Below are 15,347 nucleotides of genomic sequence, written 5' to 3'. Positions count from 1 at the left end.
CCTGTCCGGGTGTCAGGCCGGAGCGTGCCAGTCCTGCGCGGCGGCCTGCGGCGCGAGGTCCACGAGGCCGGTGGGGCCCGTGGCGCCGTCATGGCAGGGCTGGACCTCCAGCGGATCGCACGGGCTGCTGATCTGGCGTCCGTCGAACTTGATGCGGATGTGCGAGTTGCTCGCGCCGGCGACGGTGCCGAGGCGGCCGCCGCAGATGACGCGGGTTCCTCTTTCGAAGCTGACGCCGTAGCGTTCGTGGATGTCCCTGAGGCTCATGTCGTTCCCTTTTGTTCCCTGTGCTGACAGTGAACGAATCGTCTCCCGCGCCCCCGTGGAACCGCGTAGGCCGCATTCCGTTACATCGTGTAGGAAAGAAGAGGGGTTGACGGCAGGCAAACGCCTTGGGGGCGCCGGCGGGCCGGAAATGACAAAGCCCTCGCGAGGAGGGCTTTGTTCGGAATTTGGTCGTGAACTCTTACGCGGTCCACGCTACGGCAAAGATTCGTTTGCGGAAGTCATTGTTGTTTTTCTCGTCGCTGTGACTTCGACGCGCTGGTATGAGATTCAGCTTGCCTGGCCAGGCAAATGCCCGATCGTTTCGGGCAACCGCAGATTATATACCAAAATAAATCGACCGCTCCAAAACCTCCGTGCCGGCGCGCAGCATGCAGGCAAAAAAACAGCCCGCACGAGGGCGGGCTGGAAGGGTGACTTGCTGGAGGAGGGAGGATCAGAGGTGCAAGCCACCGGGAGAAACCTCACTGTGCCCGGCGAATCTGTACGCAACCTGACCTCGCGAAAAGAGGCTCTTTAGTTCCTCAGTCTTCGTCTTCCCACTTGCCGATCACGGTGCCCAGCACGGTGAAGGGCACGCGCACCGCTTCGTGCGCGGGGTTCAGCGGCAGCAGCCAGCGGCGGCCTGCGTCCGCCTTGTAGACCTTGAAAGTGACTTCGCCGCTGGTGTCGTCGTCGAGCTTGGCGATCACGCGCTCGCCGTCGTCGGGCGTGGTGTGTTGCGGGTCGACAAAGATGATCGATCCGGCCGGATAGCTCTTCAGGTGCCCGTGCGGCGACGTCATGCTGTCGCCGCGCACGCGCAGCGCGTAGGTGCCCGCGCTGTGGTGGGCGATGCAGGGAATCCAGCGCTCGGCCAGCGTGGGCCGGGGCGGCGATTCGGCGCCGCGCCATTCGCCCGCGTGGTCCCACGTGATCAGCGGCACGGTGCCGGGCGTCTGCGGCGCAAAGCCCGGGCCCGCAGGCGGGATGCGGGTGACGCGGTAGGGGCCGGGCGGCTCGTGGGCGTTGTCGCGTGCCAGGCGAATCTGCACCTCGTCCCACGGGGCGGGGCCGTCGCCGGTGTCGAGCCAATTGGGGTCGGCGCGGTAGATGCGTGCCAGGGCGAGCACGCTCATCGATCGGCTGGTGTCGCCACGCTCGATTTTCGAAATGCTCGACTGCTTGACGCCCGAAGCGGCCTCGGCCTGCTTCTGCGTCATCTTGGCGAATTTGCGTGCGGCCAGGGCACGAGAAGCAATAGTCTCCATGGGGTGGAGATTCAAGCGCAGATGAATATTCGTATTGGACTCTAGAATATTAAAAAAAGGGAGGGTTCGATATGAAGCCACGCGAGTTGGTGCAGGCGCTGCGAGCGCTGGGATTGACGCAAAAGCAGATCCAGGAACGAACGGGCATTCCGCAGCCCACGGTCAGCAAGATCGGGCTGGGGCGGGTGAGCGACGTGATGTCGCGCCACTACGTCGCGCTGCTGAAGGCCTACGAGCAGCGGATGAAGGAAGAGGCGCTGCGGCCGGCTGTGCCCTTTGCGCCGCCGCCGGCGGGCGACTAAGGCAGGTGCGGGAGGCTCAGGCCGGCTTGAGCCGTTCGGCAGGCTCGGGCGGTGTCAGGGCCAGCGTGGTGCTCACGCGCACGCAGTCCTTGATGTGCTGTTCGCCCAGCGCACGCAGCGCGGCATAGCCGAGCGCGGCCGACACGACCTGCCCGGCAATGGGCACGTACTTGGTGGCTTGCTTGGCGGTGAGGCGGATGCCGGCGTGGCGCGCGAGCTTCATGAGCAGCTCGCGCGTGACGAGGCGCCCGACGAGCAGGGCGCCGAGCGTGGTGGCGGCCTTCTGGATGCGCTCGCGCTGGTGCGGCGCGAGCTTTTCGACCTGGGTGACCGAGAGACCGAACTGGGCGCTGATCTGCGGCACGAGGCGCGAGAGCAGCGCCGCGTCGGCCATCCAGTCGACGCCGGGCAGCGGGATGGCGCTGGCGGCGGCGGCCATGAGGGCCTTGCGGCCGATCAGGCGTCGGCTGCGGTGGATGGCCGCGATGAGTTTTTCATCGCCCCGGGCGAGTTCGATCGAAGAAGGCATGCAGCGTGGCTCCTTGGCGGGTTCCCTGACCTTGCCATGCTACCCGGCCCGCGCTGGCCGGCCGGTGGCCAGCCGCGCGCGGCCAAAGGGTTTAGGCGGCCAGCGCTTCGAGCTGGTCGGACAGCGCCAGCCAGCGTTCTTCGAGCTGCGCGATCTCGTCGTTGAGCGCCTTCAGCCGCTTGCCGGCCTCGGCGATCTCGGCGGGCGGCAGCGGTTCGGCCAGCCTGGCTTCGAGCGTGCCGCGCTCGGTGCCGGCCGCCGCCATGCGCTCGTCGATCTTGGCGAGTTCCTTCTTCAGCGGCTTGGCCTGCTCGCTGCGCTGCTGGCGCTCCTGGGCGTCCTGCTTGCGCTGCTCGGGGGTGTGGTTGTTGCTGCTGCTCTTGGTCGATGCCTGGGCGGCGGCTGCTGCGGCAGCGGCTGCCGCAGCCACGGCGTCCGCCTCGCGCACGGCCACCTTGGCCTCTTCGCGCAGGCGCTTGGCTTCGTCGAGCAGGTAGCGCTGGTAGTCGTCCAGGTCGCCGTCGAAGTCGGTGACGACGCCGCGGCCCACGAGCCAGAACTCGTCGCACACCGAACGCAGCAGCGCACGGTCGTGGCTCACCAGCATCAGCGTGCCTTCGAACTCGTTGAGCGCCACGGCCAGGGCTTCGCGGGTGGCGAGGTCCAGGTGGTTGGTGGGCTCGTCCAGCAGCAGCAGGTTGGGGCGCTGCCAGACCATCATGGCCAGCACGAGGCGCGCCTTTTCGCCGCCGCTCATGGTGCCCACGGGCTGCTTGACCATGTCGCCGCTGAAGTTGAAGCTGCCCAGGTAACCGCGCAGGGCCTGCTCGCCGGTGGCTTCCTTGGCATTGCTGCCGAGTTCGCGCGCCATGCGCACCATGTGCTCGAGCGGGTTGTCTTGTGGGCGCAGCACGTCGAGTTCCTGCTGCGCGAAGTAGCCGATGTTCAGGCCCTTGCCCTCGGTGACTTCGCCGGCCAGTGCGCCCATTTCGCGCGCAATGGTCTTCACCAGCGTCGACTTGCCCTGGCCGTTGGCACCCAGGATGCCGATGCGCTGGCCCGCCAGCACCGAGCGGCTGACGCCGCGCAGGATGGTCTTGGGCGCCTCGCCTTCCACCTCGTAGCCGAAGCTCGCTTTGTCGATCGAGAGCATCGGGTTCGGGATGTTGCCCGGCTCCTTGAACTCGAAGGTGAAGTCGGCTTCGGCCAGCAGCGGCGCCACGCGCTCCATGCGCTCCAGCGCCTTGACGCGGCTTTGCGCCTGCTTGGCCTTGCTGGCCTTGGCCTTGAAGCGGTCGATGAACTTCTGCAGGTGGGCGATCTTGTCCTGCTGCTTGCTGAAGGCCACCTGCTGCTGCTCCATCTGCAGCGCGCGCATGTCTTCGAACTTGCTGTAGTTGCCGCCGTAGCGCGTGAGCTGGGCGTTGGCGATGTGCAGGGTGACGTCGGTCACGGCGTCGAGAAACTCGCGGTCGTGGCTGATGACGATCATGGTGCCGGCGTACTTCTGCAGCCAGGCTTCGAGCCAGACGAGCGCGTCCAAGTCCAGGTGGTTGGTCGGCTCGTCGAGCAGCAGCAGGTCGCTCGGGCACATCAGCGCGCGGGCCAGCTGCAGGCGCATGCGCCAGCCGCCCGAGAAGCTGTTGACGGGCTCGTCGAGCTCGTGCGACTTGAAGCCCAGGCCCAGCACCAGCGCCTGCGCGCGCGGCACGGCGTCGTGCTCGCCGGCATCGGCCAGGTCGGTGTAGGCGTGGGCCAGCTCCATGCCGATGTCGGGATCGTCGGGGTTCTCGGCGTAGGCGGCCTCGATGGCCGCCAGCGTGGCGCGCAGCTCGGTCAGGCGGGTGTCACCGCCGACCACGAAGTCGGTGGCCGACTCCTCGGTCTCGGGCATGTCCTGCGCGACCTGGGCCATGCGCCACTGCTTGGGAATGTAGAAATCGCCGCCGTCTTCGTGCAGCGTGCCGTTGAACAGCGCGAACAGCGACGACTTGCCGGCGCCGTTGCGTCCCACCAGGCCGACCTTTTCGCCGGGGTTGAGATTGACGGTGGCGCCGTCGAGCAGTTTCTTGGCGCTGCGGCGAAGAATGACGTTTTTGAGAGTAATCATGAAATAGGAACCGTAGGGGGGATTATCCCGTCCGACCTTCAGCGAGCCGGCGCGAAGGGGCAAAGGCGGACATCACCCGATGAAAGGGGGCGCAGCCACGAGGCTGCATGCAAGGCGAAAAAAGGGGGCTTGGTCGGGCGCCGCTAACGCACGCCGGCGCCGGCCAGCAGCGCCGTCCGGGTGACCAGCAGCACCTGGTCTTCGCCGGCCGAGGTCTCGAGCCAGACGACCTCGAGCTGCGGAAATGCCGTCTCGAAGTAGTCGCGCTCGTTACCGATCTCCAGCACCAGCACGGCCTGCTCGCTCATGCGGGCGGGCGCGTCGGCGAACAATTGCCGCACGAAGTCCATGCCGTCGGTGCCGCCGGCCAGCGCCAGTTCGGGCTCGGCGCGGTACTCGGCGGGCAGCGCGGCCATGCTGGCGCTGTTCACGTAGGGCGGGTTGCACAGCACGAGGTCGTACGTACCGGGCACGTTCTTCAGGCCATCCGATTCAATCAACTTGACGCGGGCGTCGAGCGCGTGGCGCGTGACGTTGATGGCGGCCACTTCGAGCGCTTCGACCGACAGGTCGGCCGCATCGACCGTCACGTCCGGGTAGGTGAGCGCCGCGAGCACCGCGAGGCTGCCGTTGCCGGTGCACAGGTCGAGCACGCGCTGCGTGTGTTCGCCCAGCCAGTAGTCGATGCTGCCGTCGGCGATGAGCTCGGCAATGAAGCTGCGCGGCACGATGGCGCGTTCGTCCACGTAGAAGGGCACGCCTTGCAGCCAGGCTTCTTTCGTGAGGTAGGCCGCAGGCTTGCGCGTGGCGATGCGCTCGTCAATGAGCGCGGCCACCTTGGCCGCATCGGCCGGCGACACAGGGGTGTCGGCCACGGCGTCGATGTCGTCCAGCGGCTGCTTCAGGCGCCACAGCACGAGCCAGGCGGCTTCGTCGAAGGCGTTGGCGGTGCCATGGCCGAAGGCCACGCCGGCATTGGTCAGGCGCTTTGCGCCGGCTTCGATCAGTTCGATGACGGTGCTCATGATGCGAGCGCTGCGTCGAGCCCGCGCAGCGTGCGCAGGTAGATGTTCTTCAGCGTCTCGATCTCGGCGACCTCGATGTGCTCGTCGATCTTGTGGATGCTGGCGTTCACCGGGCCGCACTCGACGACCTGCTTGCAGATCTTGGCGATGAAGCGCGCGTCGCTGGTGCCGCCGCTGGTCGACAGCTCGGTGTCCAGGCCGGTTTCTTCGCGGATCGCCGCCTGCACGGCCGTGACGAGTTCGCCCGGCGTGGTCAGGAAGGGCAGGCCGCCGACGGTCCAGGCCATTGTGTAGTCGACGCCATGTGCGTCGAGCACGGCGTGCACGCGCTGCTGCAGCGACTCGGGCGTGGATTCGGTCGAGAAGCGGAAGTTGAAGTCGATCACCGCGCTGCCCGGAATGACGTTGCTCGCGCCGGTGCCCGAATGGAAATTGCTGATCTGCCAGCTGGTGGGCTGGAAGTAGGGGTTGCTTTGCGCGTCCCAACCGCCGGCGGCATTGATCACCACCAGCTCGGCCAGCGCGGGCGCCACCGCATGCACCGGGTTCTTCGCCAGGTGCGGGTAGGCGATGTGGCCCTGCACGCCGTTCACCGTGAGCTTGCTGCTCATGGTGCCGCGGCGGCCGTTCTTGATCATGTCGCCGCAGCGCGCCACCGAGGTGGGCTCGCCGACGATGCAGTAGTCGATGGTTTCACCGCGTGCGGCCAGCGCGTTGCAGACGATCACGGTGCCGTCGACGCCCGGGCCTTCCTCGTCGCTGGTCAGCAGCAGCGCCAGCGTGAGCGCCGGGTCGGGCTCGCCCTGCAGGAATTCTTCAATGGAGGTCACGAAGGCCGCGACCGAGGTCTTCATGTCGCAGGCGCCGCGGCCGTAGAGCTTGCCGTCGCGGTGCGTGGGCGTGAACGGGTGGCTGCTCCACTGGTCGAGCGGGCCGGTGGGCACCACGTCGGTGTGGCCGGCAAACACCAGCGTCTTCGTCGCCTTGCCGTTCGTGGGGCGGCGCACGGCCCAGAGGTTGGTGACCCGGAAATCGGCCGGGCCGCTCTCGATGGTTTCCAGCGTGAAGCCCAGCGCGGCGAGGCGTTCGCCCAGGATCTGTTGGCAACCCGCGTCGTCGGGGGTGACGGAAGGGCGCGAGATCAGTTGTTCGGCGAGCTGGAGCGTACGGGACATCGAGGGAGCGGGGATTAAAGGGCGGTCAGAACTTCACGTCGAGCGTGATGTCGGTGAAAGTCGGTTCGTCGAGCTGGTCGGTCAGGTCGCGATCCTCGGCCTGCTTCTTGGGCGCGTCGCGGTTCTGCAGGCGCCACATCAGGTTGGTGGGCGAGTCGGCGTTGGCCAGGCCTTCCTGGCGGGTCACGCGTTCTTCGGTGATGAGGCGGGCGATGTCTTCCTCGAAGGTCTGCGAGCCTTCGGCCATCGATTGCTCCATGGCCTCCTTGACGCCGGAGAAGTCGCCCTTTTCGATCAGGTCGGCCACCAGCGCGGTGTTCAGCATCACTTCGAGTGCGGGCACGCGCGCGCCGGCCGGCGTGCGCAGCAGGCGCTGCGACACCACGGCGCGCAGCGCCGAGCCCAGGTCGCCCAGCAGGGTGGGGCGCACCTCGACCGGGAAGAAGCTCAGGATGCGGTTCAGCGCGCGGTAGCTGTTGTTGGCGTGCAGCGTGGCCACGCACAGGTGGCCCGACTGCGCGTAGGCAATGGCGGCCGTCATGGTGTCGCGGTCGCGGATTTCGCCGATCTGGATCACGTCGGGCGCCTGGCGCAGCGCGTTCTTCAGGGCCACCTGCAGCGAGGTGGTGTCGCTGCCCACGTCGCGCTGGTTCACCAGGGATTTCTTGTTGGTGTAGGTGAACTCGATCGGCTCTTCGACCGTGAGGATGTGGCCGCTGGCGTGCTCGTTGCGGTAGTCGAGCATCGAGGCCAGCGTGGTCGTCTTGCCCGCGCCGGTGGCGCCCACCATCAGGATCAGCCCGCGCTTTTCCATGATGAGCGACTTCAGGATGTCGGGCAGGTTCAGCTCGTCGAAGCTGGGGATGATCGAGGCGATGTGCCGCACCACCACGGCGTAGCTGCCGCGCTGGCGCATGGCGCTGATGCGGTAGTTGCCGGCGCCTTCGAGGGCGACGGCCATGTTGAGTTCACCCGTGTTTTCCAGTTCCTGGATGCGGGCTTCGGGCACCACTTCCGACAGCAGCGCCAGCGGCGCGGTCGGCGGCAGCACCTGCGCATTGATCGGCAGGCAGTTGCCGTTGATGCGGATCATCACCGGGGAGTGGGCCGAGAGGTAGATGTCGGAGGCCTTGCGCTCGGCCATCAAACGAAGAATCCGTTCCATCATGTTCATCGGTCTCTCTCCTCGGTGCTGTTTTTTCTAGGGAAGAAGCGGAACCGGCCGCGAGCGTTCAAGCGGCCGGCAGGTCTGCGGATCAGTCGCGCAGCAGGTCGTTCAGGCTGGTCTTGGAGCGCGTCTGCGCGTCGACCGTCTTGACGATGATGGCGGCGTAGGTGCTGTAGTCCTGGCCCGACTTGGTCTTCTTGGGCAGGTTGCCGCTGATGACCACGCTGCCGCTGGGCACGCGGCCGTACGAGATTTCGCCGGTTTCGCGGTTGAAGATCGGGGTGCTCTGGCCGAGGTACACGCCCATGCCCAGCACCGAGTTCTCTTCGACGACCACGCCTTCGACGACTTCGGAGCGCGCGCCGATGAAGCAGTTGTCTTCAATGATGGTCGGGCCGGCCTGCAGTGGCTCGAGCACGCCGCCGATGCCGACGCCGCCCGACAGGTGCACGTTGGCGCCGATCTGTGCGCACGAACCGACGGTGGCCCAGGTGTCGACCATGGTGCCTTCGCCCACGTAGGCGCCGATGTTCACGTAGGAGGGCATCAGGATCGCGCCCTTGGCGATGAAGCTGCCGCGGCGGGCCACGGCCGGCGGCACGATGCGCACGCCCGATTCCTTCAGCTCGGCGGCAGACAGGTGCGAGAACTTGGTCGCGACCTTGTCGTAGAAGCCCAGCGAGCCGGCCTGGATCTGCTCGTTGTCCTTGAGGCGGAACGACAGCAGCACGGCCTTCTTGATCCACTGGTGCACGGTCCACTGGCCCACGCCTTCGCGGGTGGCCACGCGCAGCTTGCCGTTGTTCAGCTCGGTGATCACGTGCTCGACGGCGTCACGCACTTCGGCGGGCGCGGCGGCGGGCGAGATGTTGGCGCGGTCTTCCCACGCGGCGTCGATGGTCTGTTGCAGTTGCTGTGTCATGGAGAAAGTCTCGGGTGAAAAAGGGGGCAGGGAAGCGGGGCGACAGGGGGTCAGCGGCGGCCGTCTTTGACGAAACGGACGATGCGCTGGGCGGCCTCGACGCACTCGGCGGTTTCGGCCACCAGCGCCATGCGGATGCGACCGCGGCCCGGGTTGGCGCTGTGGTCGGTGTCGCGCGCCAGATAGCTCCCCGGCAAAACCGTGACATTGTATTGAGCGTAGAGCGCGCGGGCGAAGGCTTCGTCGTCGCCAGCCCACACTTCGGGCACGCCGGCCCAGAGGTAGAAGCTGGCGTCGGGCAGGCGCACGTCGAGCACGGGTTCGAGCAGCGGCGTGACGGCGGCGAACTTGGCGCGGTACTGGGCGCGGTTGTCGACCACGTGCGACTCGTCGCCCCAGGCCGCGATGCTGGCGGCGGCCACGGCGCCGCTCATGGCGCTGCCGTGGTAGGTGCGGTAGAGCAAAAACTTCTTGATGAGGGCCGCGTCGCCGGCCACGAAGCCGCTGCGCAGGCCGGGCACGTTGCTGCGCTTGGACAGCGAGGTGAGCGCGATCAGGCTCTTGAAGTCGGGCCGGCCGAGCTTCATCGAGGCCTCGAGGCCGCTGAGCGGCGGCTCGTCGCGGAAGTAGATCTCGCTGTAGCACTCGTCGGCGGCGATCACGAAGCCGTGGCGGTCGGACAGCGCGAAGAGCTTCTTCCACTCGTCCAGAGACATCACGGCGCCCGTGGGATTGCCCGGCGAGCAGACGAACACGAGCTGGGTGCGGGCCCAGACGGCCTCGGGCACGCTGTCCCAATCGACCGCGAAGTTGCGCGCGGGCACGCTGGGCACGTAGTACGGCTCGGCGCCCGAGAGCAGCGCGGCGCCCTCGTAGATTTGATAGAACGGGTTGGGCGACATCACCACCGGCTTGGGGCTGGCGCTGGCGTCGACCACGGTCTGGGCGAGCGCGAACAGCGCCTCGCGCGAGCCGTTGACCGGCAGCACCTGCGTGGCCGGGTCGAGCGCCAAGCTGTAGCGGCGATGCAGCCAGTCGGTGAACGAGGTGCGCAGTTTCAGTTCGCCGGCGGTGGCCGGGTAGGCGGCGAGGGCGCCGAGGCCGGCGCTCAGGGCATCCTTGATGAAGGCCGGCGTGGCGTGCTTGGGCTCGCCGATGCCCAGGCTGATGGGGGCGAATTCGGGGGCGGGCGTGACGCCCGCGAACAGTTGCTTCAGCCGCTCGAAGGGGTACGGCTGCAATTTGGAAAGCAAGGGATTCATGCCCCGGATTATCGGCGACGGGCCGGGTGGCCCGCACGCCCCGCACCCCTTGTCCCGCTCAGCAAAGCGGGCGGTTGAACTGGCCGATCATGTTGGCGAAGTTCTGGTTGTAGCGGTTGGCCGCGTCGACGATGCCCGAGCGGCCCATGCGAGCCATCGCACCGGTTTCCTTGCGCTTGAACACGCCGTCCTTGGCGTCCTTGATCACCGAGCGCGACTGGCCGATGAACTCGTTGATCTGCAGCATGCCGCCGCTGCAGCTCTTGCCGCTCTGGGCCGACTGCTCGCCGGTCTTCTTGCTCCAGCCCGCGGCCGAGTCGGCCACCAGCGCCAGCGAGGCCTCGAAGGCGGCCAGGGCCTGCGGGTCGTTGGGCGCGGCGAACAGCGCCATGGCGTCGGCGTGGTTGAGCTTGCCGTGGTAGATCAAGCCGGCGCGGTAGTGGGCGGCGGTGTCCTTGGGCGCCTTCTCGAAGGCTTCCTTGGTGAGCGCCTGGTCGCGGGCGCTCAGGCCCTTGTCGAAGGCCGCTTCGGCCTGCGCGACGGTGGTGAGGGCGGCCAGATAGTCGGCGCTCATCTGGCGTGCCTTGTCGCCGTTGTCGGCAAGGTAGCCCTTGGAGTTGGCGTAGTCGTTCAGCTCGCGGCTCAGGGGCGACAGCACCTTGAGGGCGGCCGAGAAGGCCTTGGCCGATTCGTCGATCTCGGGCAGCGGCGCGGCGATGGCGGCGGCGGCATCGAGCTTTTGGGCCGAGCGGTCGACCAGGATGTCGTTCTGGATGCGCAGGCTGGTGAGCGGCGCCTTGGCCTGCAGCAGCGGCACCTGGCCGGTCACGTAGCTCTCGCGTGCTTCCTGGAACGAGGTGCGCAGGTTGTTCGAGACGTCGACGTAGAGGTTGTACTTTTCGACGAGCTGCTGGTCGTTGGCGGCGGGGGCGGCCGGCTTGGCTTCGGTGGACGAGGCAGAGGGCTGGGCGGTTTTGTCCGCCTTGTCGCCGCAGCCCGCGACGAGCGCCGACACGGCGACGAGGGTGGCACCCAGAAGGGTTTGGTACTTCTTCATTCTTTCATTTCCTCCGTTGAAAAAAACAGCACGGGCAGGCCGCGGGATGGCACGGCCGGCCGGGAACACATCGTGGGGGGAGCGCCGCTGCCTGAGGACAGCGGTCGAGGCGGGTCAGACGGAGGCCGCGCTGCGCCGATAGAAAGCGAGCGAGCCCGCCAGCGCCAGCAGCATGCCGCCGCAGGCGCGGTCGATCCAGCGCGTGGCCGACACCGTGAGCAGCCGGATCGCGCGGGCGCCGACGAAGGCATAGCCCAGCATCACGACCATGTCGAGGCCCGCGAAGATCAGCGCAATGACCACGTACTGCGGCGCCTGCGCGGTAGCCGGGTCGATGAACTGCGGCAGCAGTGCCGAGCAGAAGATGTAGCCCTTGGGGTTGGTCACCGCCACCAGGAACGACTTGAAGAAGATGCGCCGGCTTTCGCCTGCCGTGACGGTGGCCGCGGCGTCTGCGTTCGGCAGCTGGAAGCCGCCCTTGGAGCGCAGCATGCGCAGCCCGAGCCAGGCCAGGTAGACCGCGCCCACCCACTTCAGCATCGAGAACCAGAACTCCGAAGCCGCGAGCAGCGCGCCCAGGCCGAGCGCCACGGCGCCGACCAGCACGAAGTCGGACAGCACCGCACCGAGCATGCCCGGCAGCGCTCGTCGCACGCCGTGGCGCGAGCCGTTGCTGAGTGCCAGCAGCACCGTGGGGCCGGGCGTGGCGATGGCCGCGAAGGCCACGATGGCGAACAGCAGGGCGGTGGCGAGCGTCATCGGGGCGTCTTTCTTTCTTAGGGGAGGTTCAGATCTTCTTGACCAGCACCTGGCTTTTGCGGTCCCAGTTGTACTTGCGCTTGCGCGCCTCGGGCAGCCAGTCGGGGTTGACCTGCTGGAAGCCGCGCTTGAGGAACCAGTGCATCGTGACCGTGGTGAGCACGAAGATGCTTTCCAGGCCCATGGCCTTGGCGCGGTGCTCGATGCGCTTGAGGATGCGTTCGCCGTCGCCCTGCGACTGCGACTGCGGCGACACGGTGAGCGCGGCCATCTCGGCGGTTCTCGCCTCGGGGTACGGGTACAGCGCCGCGCAGCCGAAGATCACGCCGTCGTGTTCGATGACCGTGTAGTGGCCCACGTCGCGCTCGATCTCGGTGCGGTCGCGCTTGACCAGCGTGCCGTCGCGCTCGAAGGGCTCGATGAGCTGCAGGATGCCGCCGATGTCGTCCACCGTGGCCTCGCGCAGGCTCTCGAGCTTCTCGTCGATGACCATGGTGCCGACGCCGTCGTGCACGTAGATTTCGAGCAGCAGCGAGCCGTCGAGCGCAAACGGCAGGATGTGGTTGCGCTCCACGCCGCCCTTGCAGGCCTTCACGCAGTGCTGCAGGTAGAAGGCGGTGTCGGTCGGCTTCTGCGCGGGTGGCAGCGAGGCCAGCAGCTTTTCGGCGGCGGCCAGCGGCAGCTCGGTGTCGATCGGGTTGTCTTCGCTTTCGGGCAGCTCGCTGTCCACGCGGATGCCCGGCACTTCGGTCAGGAAGATCAGCTTGTCGGCCTGGATCGAGATGGCCACGCTGGTCGCGACCTCTTCCATCGTCAGGTTGAAGGCCTCGCCGGTCGGCGAGAAGCCGAAGGGCGACATGAGCACCATCGCGCCGAAGTCGAGCGTGCGGCGGATGCCGGACGCATCGACCTTGCGCACCAGGCCCGAATGCTTGAAGTCCACCCCGTCGACCACGCCCACGGGGCGCGCGGTGATGAAGTTGCCCGAGATCACGCGCACCGTCGAGCCGGCCATGGGCGTGTTGGGCAGGCCCTGGCTGAAGGCGGCCTCGATCTCGTAGCGCAGCTGGCCTGCGGCCTCTTGCGCCGAGTCGAGCGCCACGGCGTCGGTGATGCGGATGCCGTGCGAGTACTTCGCCTCGTGGCCCTTGGCCGCGAGCTGTTCGTTGACCTGCGGTCGGAAGCCGTGCACCAGCACGATCTTGACGCCCATGCTCTGGATCAGGGCCAGGTCTTGCGCGATGTTCTGCAGCTTGCCCGCCGCGATGGCCTCACCCGCGAGCGCGACCACGAACGTCTTGCCGCGGTGCGTGTGGATGTAGGGCGCGACCGAGCGGAACCAGGGCACGAAGGTGAAATTGAAGACGGTGGACATGGGGCGTGATTGTGCATTCTTGGCAAGGTTTTGGTGCAGCGCGTCATGCCAAAGCGCGCAGCAGCCGGCCGGCCCCGGCCGCGGCGGGCGTGCCGCGGGCCTTGAAGGCCTCGAGCTGGTCGGCGTAGGCGTCCAGCGGCTCCACGGCCGCCTCGGCCGAGCCTGCCGGCGTGACCGGCGCCAGCGGCAGGCCGAGCAGGGCCGCGAGCTCGTCCGGCGCGATCGAACCGTGCGCCATCAGCGCATCGACCACCGCCATGAAGGCGGTTGCGTGCGCTTCGAGCAGGCCGAGCGCGCGGGTGTGTTCGCGCGCCAGGAGGGCCTCGATCTCGCGGTTGGTGGCGGCCACGTCGGTGTTTAGGTTGTCGTTCGCATCGGTCGTCACGTCGGTGCGGCTCCAGCGGGTGCCGAAGCCCAGGTGGCGCACGTGGCGCGCCGCCGTGGCCGTGGCCTGCATCAGGTCGCGCTCGGCGCCGGTGGTGCAGCCCGATTCGCCGAACACCAGCCGCTCGGCCGCGCGGCCCGCCAGGCTCACGCAGACGCTGTCGAGCAGGTTGCGCTTGGACCAGGCCTTGCGCTTCACGTAGCTGTTGTAGCCGCCCTCGAACGAGGCCACGTTGATGCGGATCTCCTGCGGCGCGCGGCCGAAGAGCAGGGCGTACACCAGGCCGTGGCCGGCCTCGTGCACCGCGAGCAGCGCACGGAAGTCGGCGTTGGCGCGCTGCTTGAGCCGGTTCAGCTCCAGCGCCACCGGGAACTCGCGTCGCGCCAGCCGGAAGCGCGCGACCAGGCGCGGGCCGCCGGGCGTGACCTCGCCGGGGTCGAGCATCAGCCACACGGGCTCGTTGCCGTGCGCGCCCTGTTCGAGCGCCCACAGCGCGGCGTTGACCAGCGTCGCGCTCAGGATCGCGTGGATCGACGAGAACAGCGGGCGCGTGCCCTGCGCCGGGAACACGGCGTTGGCGTAGATCTGCTCGTACACGCTCGCGTCGAGCACGAAGCGCACGCCCGAGCTTTCCTGGATCTCGCCCACGTAGCGGTCGCAGATCGACAGGATCAGGCGCACATAGGTGGCGCGGCTGAACGACGGGTAGATGACGTGGTTGTTGCCCAGCCGCGCCACCTGCTCGGGCTTGAAGCGTTCGGCCAGCGCCTTCTTCACGTCGATGAGCGAGAGCTTCTTGGTCAGCGCGTGGAAGATGTCGGCGTCGGTGTCGCAGTCTTCCACCCGCTTGGCGGTCTCGGCGTACATCTCGTCGAGGTTGCCCGAGACGAAGACCAGCAGCTTGGAATAGTCGGTTTCCCAGTTGTCTTGCGAGGCGCGGAAGGCGCGCAGCCGCGCCTGGATCTCGTCGGGCTTCCAGGTCATGATTTCGAGCAGCGACTCGCGCAGCTTCAGGCAGCGCTTGAACTCCTGCGCTTCCCAGGGCGAGAGCTGCAGGCGGCGCTTGCGCTTGGTCTTGCCAGCCTTGGCACTTTCCTCTTCGTCTTCATCGTCGTCGTCATCGGTGCGGCGGTCCTGGTCGTACTCGGCCCAGGCCAGCGACGATTCGATCTCGCTGAGCACCGACAGCGACGGCGGCAGGCGGCCGTCGGACAGCAGCGCCCACACGTCCTGGTAGCGCTCCACGCGCGCTTCCTTGCCGTTGGCGTCCACGGTGCGAAAGCGCTGGAACTCGTCGAGCACGAGGATGCCGGGCGCGCCCTCGGCGATGCCCGACTCGGCCAGCATGGCCGAGATGGAGCCGGCGGTGCGGTGGCCCGAGCCGTGGCTGAAACCGTCCATCTGCACTTCGATGAAGCGGTCGTAGAAGCCCAGGTGCTGCGCCAGGCGCCGCACGAGTTGCGTCTTGCCGGTGCCGGTCAGGCCCCACAGGCAGATGACGACCGGGCGGCTGATGAGCTGCGGCAGCACGTACCAGGCGCGCAGCGAATCGATCACGCGATCGATGATCTCGTCGATGCCGAACAGCTCGGCCTTCAGCGAATGGGCAATGGCCTGCAGGTGGCGCGTGCGCTCGGCCAGCGTGGCGTGCAGGTCACGGGAAATGTCTTGTTGCGACATGAGGTTCTTTTTTCTTCGAATGATTCGGGGACACGGAAACAGGAATGCGGCCGCTGCTCCTCG

Annotated in this window: 14 protein-coding genes; 1 reads left to right on the top strand and 13 read right to left on the bottom strand. The window is 67.5% G+C overall.

Annotation, left to right across the window (positions count from 1 at the left end; genetic code table 11):
• Window positions 1-12: 12 nt before the first annotated feature.
• Together CLU95_RS00770 and CLU95_RS00765 are read right to left on the bottom strand one after the other, a co-directional pair.
• Window positions 13-267, bottom strand: coding sequence for a hypothetical protein (locus tag CLU95_RS00770; protein ID WP_099789421.1), 255 nt, complete (start codon window positions 265-267; stop codon window positions 13-15).
• A gap of 542 nt (window positions 268-809) precedes the next feature.
• Complete coding sequence (locus CLU95_RS00765) at window positions 810-1,535, bottom strand: helix-turn-helix domain-containing protein (RefSeq protein WP_099789418.1); 726 nt, start codon at window positions 1,533-1,535, stop codon at window positions 810-812.
• A 71-nt stretch (window positions 1,536-1,606) separates the two neighbouring features.
• Here CLU95_RS00765 and CLU95_RS00760 point away from each other — a divergent pair, with 71 nt between their 5' ends.
• Window positions 1,607-1,837 (top strand): helix-turn-helix domain-containing protein, encoded by a 231-nt coding sequence (locus CLU95_RS00760; protein WP_099789415.1) that lies wholly within the window; start codon window positions 1,607-1,609, stop codon window positions 1,835-1,837.
• A gap of 16 nt (window positions 1,838-1,853) precedes the next feature.
• Here the strand turns inward: CLU95_RS00760 and CLU95_RS00755 are convergent, their stop codons facing one another.
• From CLU95_RS00755 to CLU95_RS00705, 11 genes are all read right to left on the bottom strand, one after another.
• Entirely contained in the window at window positions 1,854-2,366 is a 513-nt protein-coding gene (locus CLU95_RS00755) for a hypothetical protein (protein ID WP_099789412.1), read from the bottom strand.
• Window positions 2,367-2,457: 91 nt separating this feature from the next.
• Complete coding sequence (locus CLU95_RS00750) at window positions 2,458-4,476, bottom strand: ABC-F family ATP-binding cassette domain-containing protein (RefSeq protein WP_099789409.1); 2,019 nt, start codon at window positions 4,474-4,476, stop codon at window positions 2,458-2,460.
• Window positions 4,477-4,619: 143 nt separating this feature from the next.
• Window positions 4,620-5,501: a 50S ribosomal protein L3 N(5)-glutamine methyltransferase gene (gene prmB / locus CLU95_RS00745; protein WP_099789407.1), complete on the bottom strand. Its 882-nt coding sequence runs from the start codon at window positions 5,499-5,501 to the stop codon at window positions 4,620-4,622.
• A complete protein-coding gene (dapE, locus tag CLU95_RS00740) occupies window positions 5,498-6,676 on the bottom strand; it encodes a succinyl-diaminopimelate desuccinylase (RefSeq protein ID WP_099789404.1) in 1,179 nt (392 codons plus the stop codon). Before dapE ends, prmB begins: the two co-directional genes overlap by 4 nt.
• 25 nt (window positions 6,677-6,701) lie before the next feature.
• Entirely contained in the window at window positions 6,702-7,850 is a 1,149-nt protein-coding gene (locus CLU95_RS00735; protein ID WP_099789401.1) for a PilT/PilU family type 4a pilus ATPase, read from the bottom strand.
• Window positions 7,851-7,932: 82 nt separating this feature from the next.
• Window positions 7,933-8,766 carry a 2,3,4,5-tetrahydropyridine-2,6-dicarboxylate N-succinyltransferase gene (gene dapD / locus CLU95_RS00730; protein WP_099789398.1) on the bottom strand — a complete coding sequence of 278 codons (834 nt, stop codon included), beginning with the start codon at window positions 8,764-8,766 and terminating at the stop codon, window positions 7,933-7,935.
• Window positions 8,767-8,816: 50 nt separating this feature from the next.
• Window positions 8,817-10,028 carry a succinyldiaminopimelate transaminase gene (gene dapC, locus CLU95_RS00725; protein WP_099789395.1) on the bottom strand — a complete coding sequence of 404 codons (1,212 nt, stop codon included), beginning with the start codon at window positions 10,026-10,028 and terminating at the stop codon, window positions 8,817-8,819.
• A 58-nt stretch (window positions 10,029-10,086) separates the two neighbouring features.
• The gene (locus CLU95_RS00720; RefSeq protein WP_099789392.1) at window positions 10,087-11,085 is read right to left on the bottom strand and encodes a DUF3829 domain-containing protein; all 999 of its coding nucleotides are present in this window, start codon (window positions 11,083-11,085) and stop codon (window positions 10,087-10,089) included.
• A 114-nt stretch (window positions 11,086-11,199) separates the two neighbouring features.
• Complete coding sequence (locus tag CLU95_RS00715) at window positions 11,200-11,844, bottom strand: LysE family translocator (protein WP_099789390.1); 645 nt, start codon at window positions 11,842-11,844, stop codon at window positions 11,200-11,202.
• 28 nt (window positions 11,845-11,872) lie between these two features.
• Window positions 11,873-13,219 (bottom strand): amino-acid N-acetyltransferase, encoded by a 1,347-nt coding sequence (argA, locus tag CLU95_RS00710; protein WP_099789387.1) that lies wholly within the window; start codon window positions 13,217-13,219, stop codon window positions 11,873-11,875.
• A gap of 43 nt (window positions 13,220-13,262) precedes the next feature.
• Window positions 13,263-15,284 (bottom strand): AAA family ATPase, encoded by a 2,022-nt coding sequence (locus CLU95_RS00705; protein WP_099789384.1) that lies wholly within the window; start codon window positions 15,282-15,284, stop codon window positions 13,263-13,265.
• Window positions 15,285-15,347: the final 63 nt, after the last annotated feature.

This window comes from Variovorax sp. 54 (assembly GCF_002754375.1).
Classification (GTDB): Bacteria; Pseudomonadota; Gammaproteobacteria; order Burkholderiales; family Burkholderiaceae_C; genus Variovorax.
The sequence above is the reverse complement of the archived record's forward strand: the minus strand, read 5'-3'. Positions and strand labels throughout refer to the sequence as shown.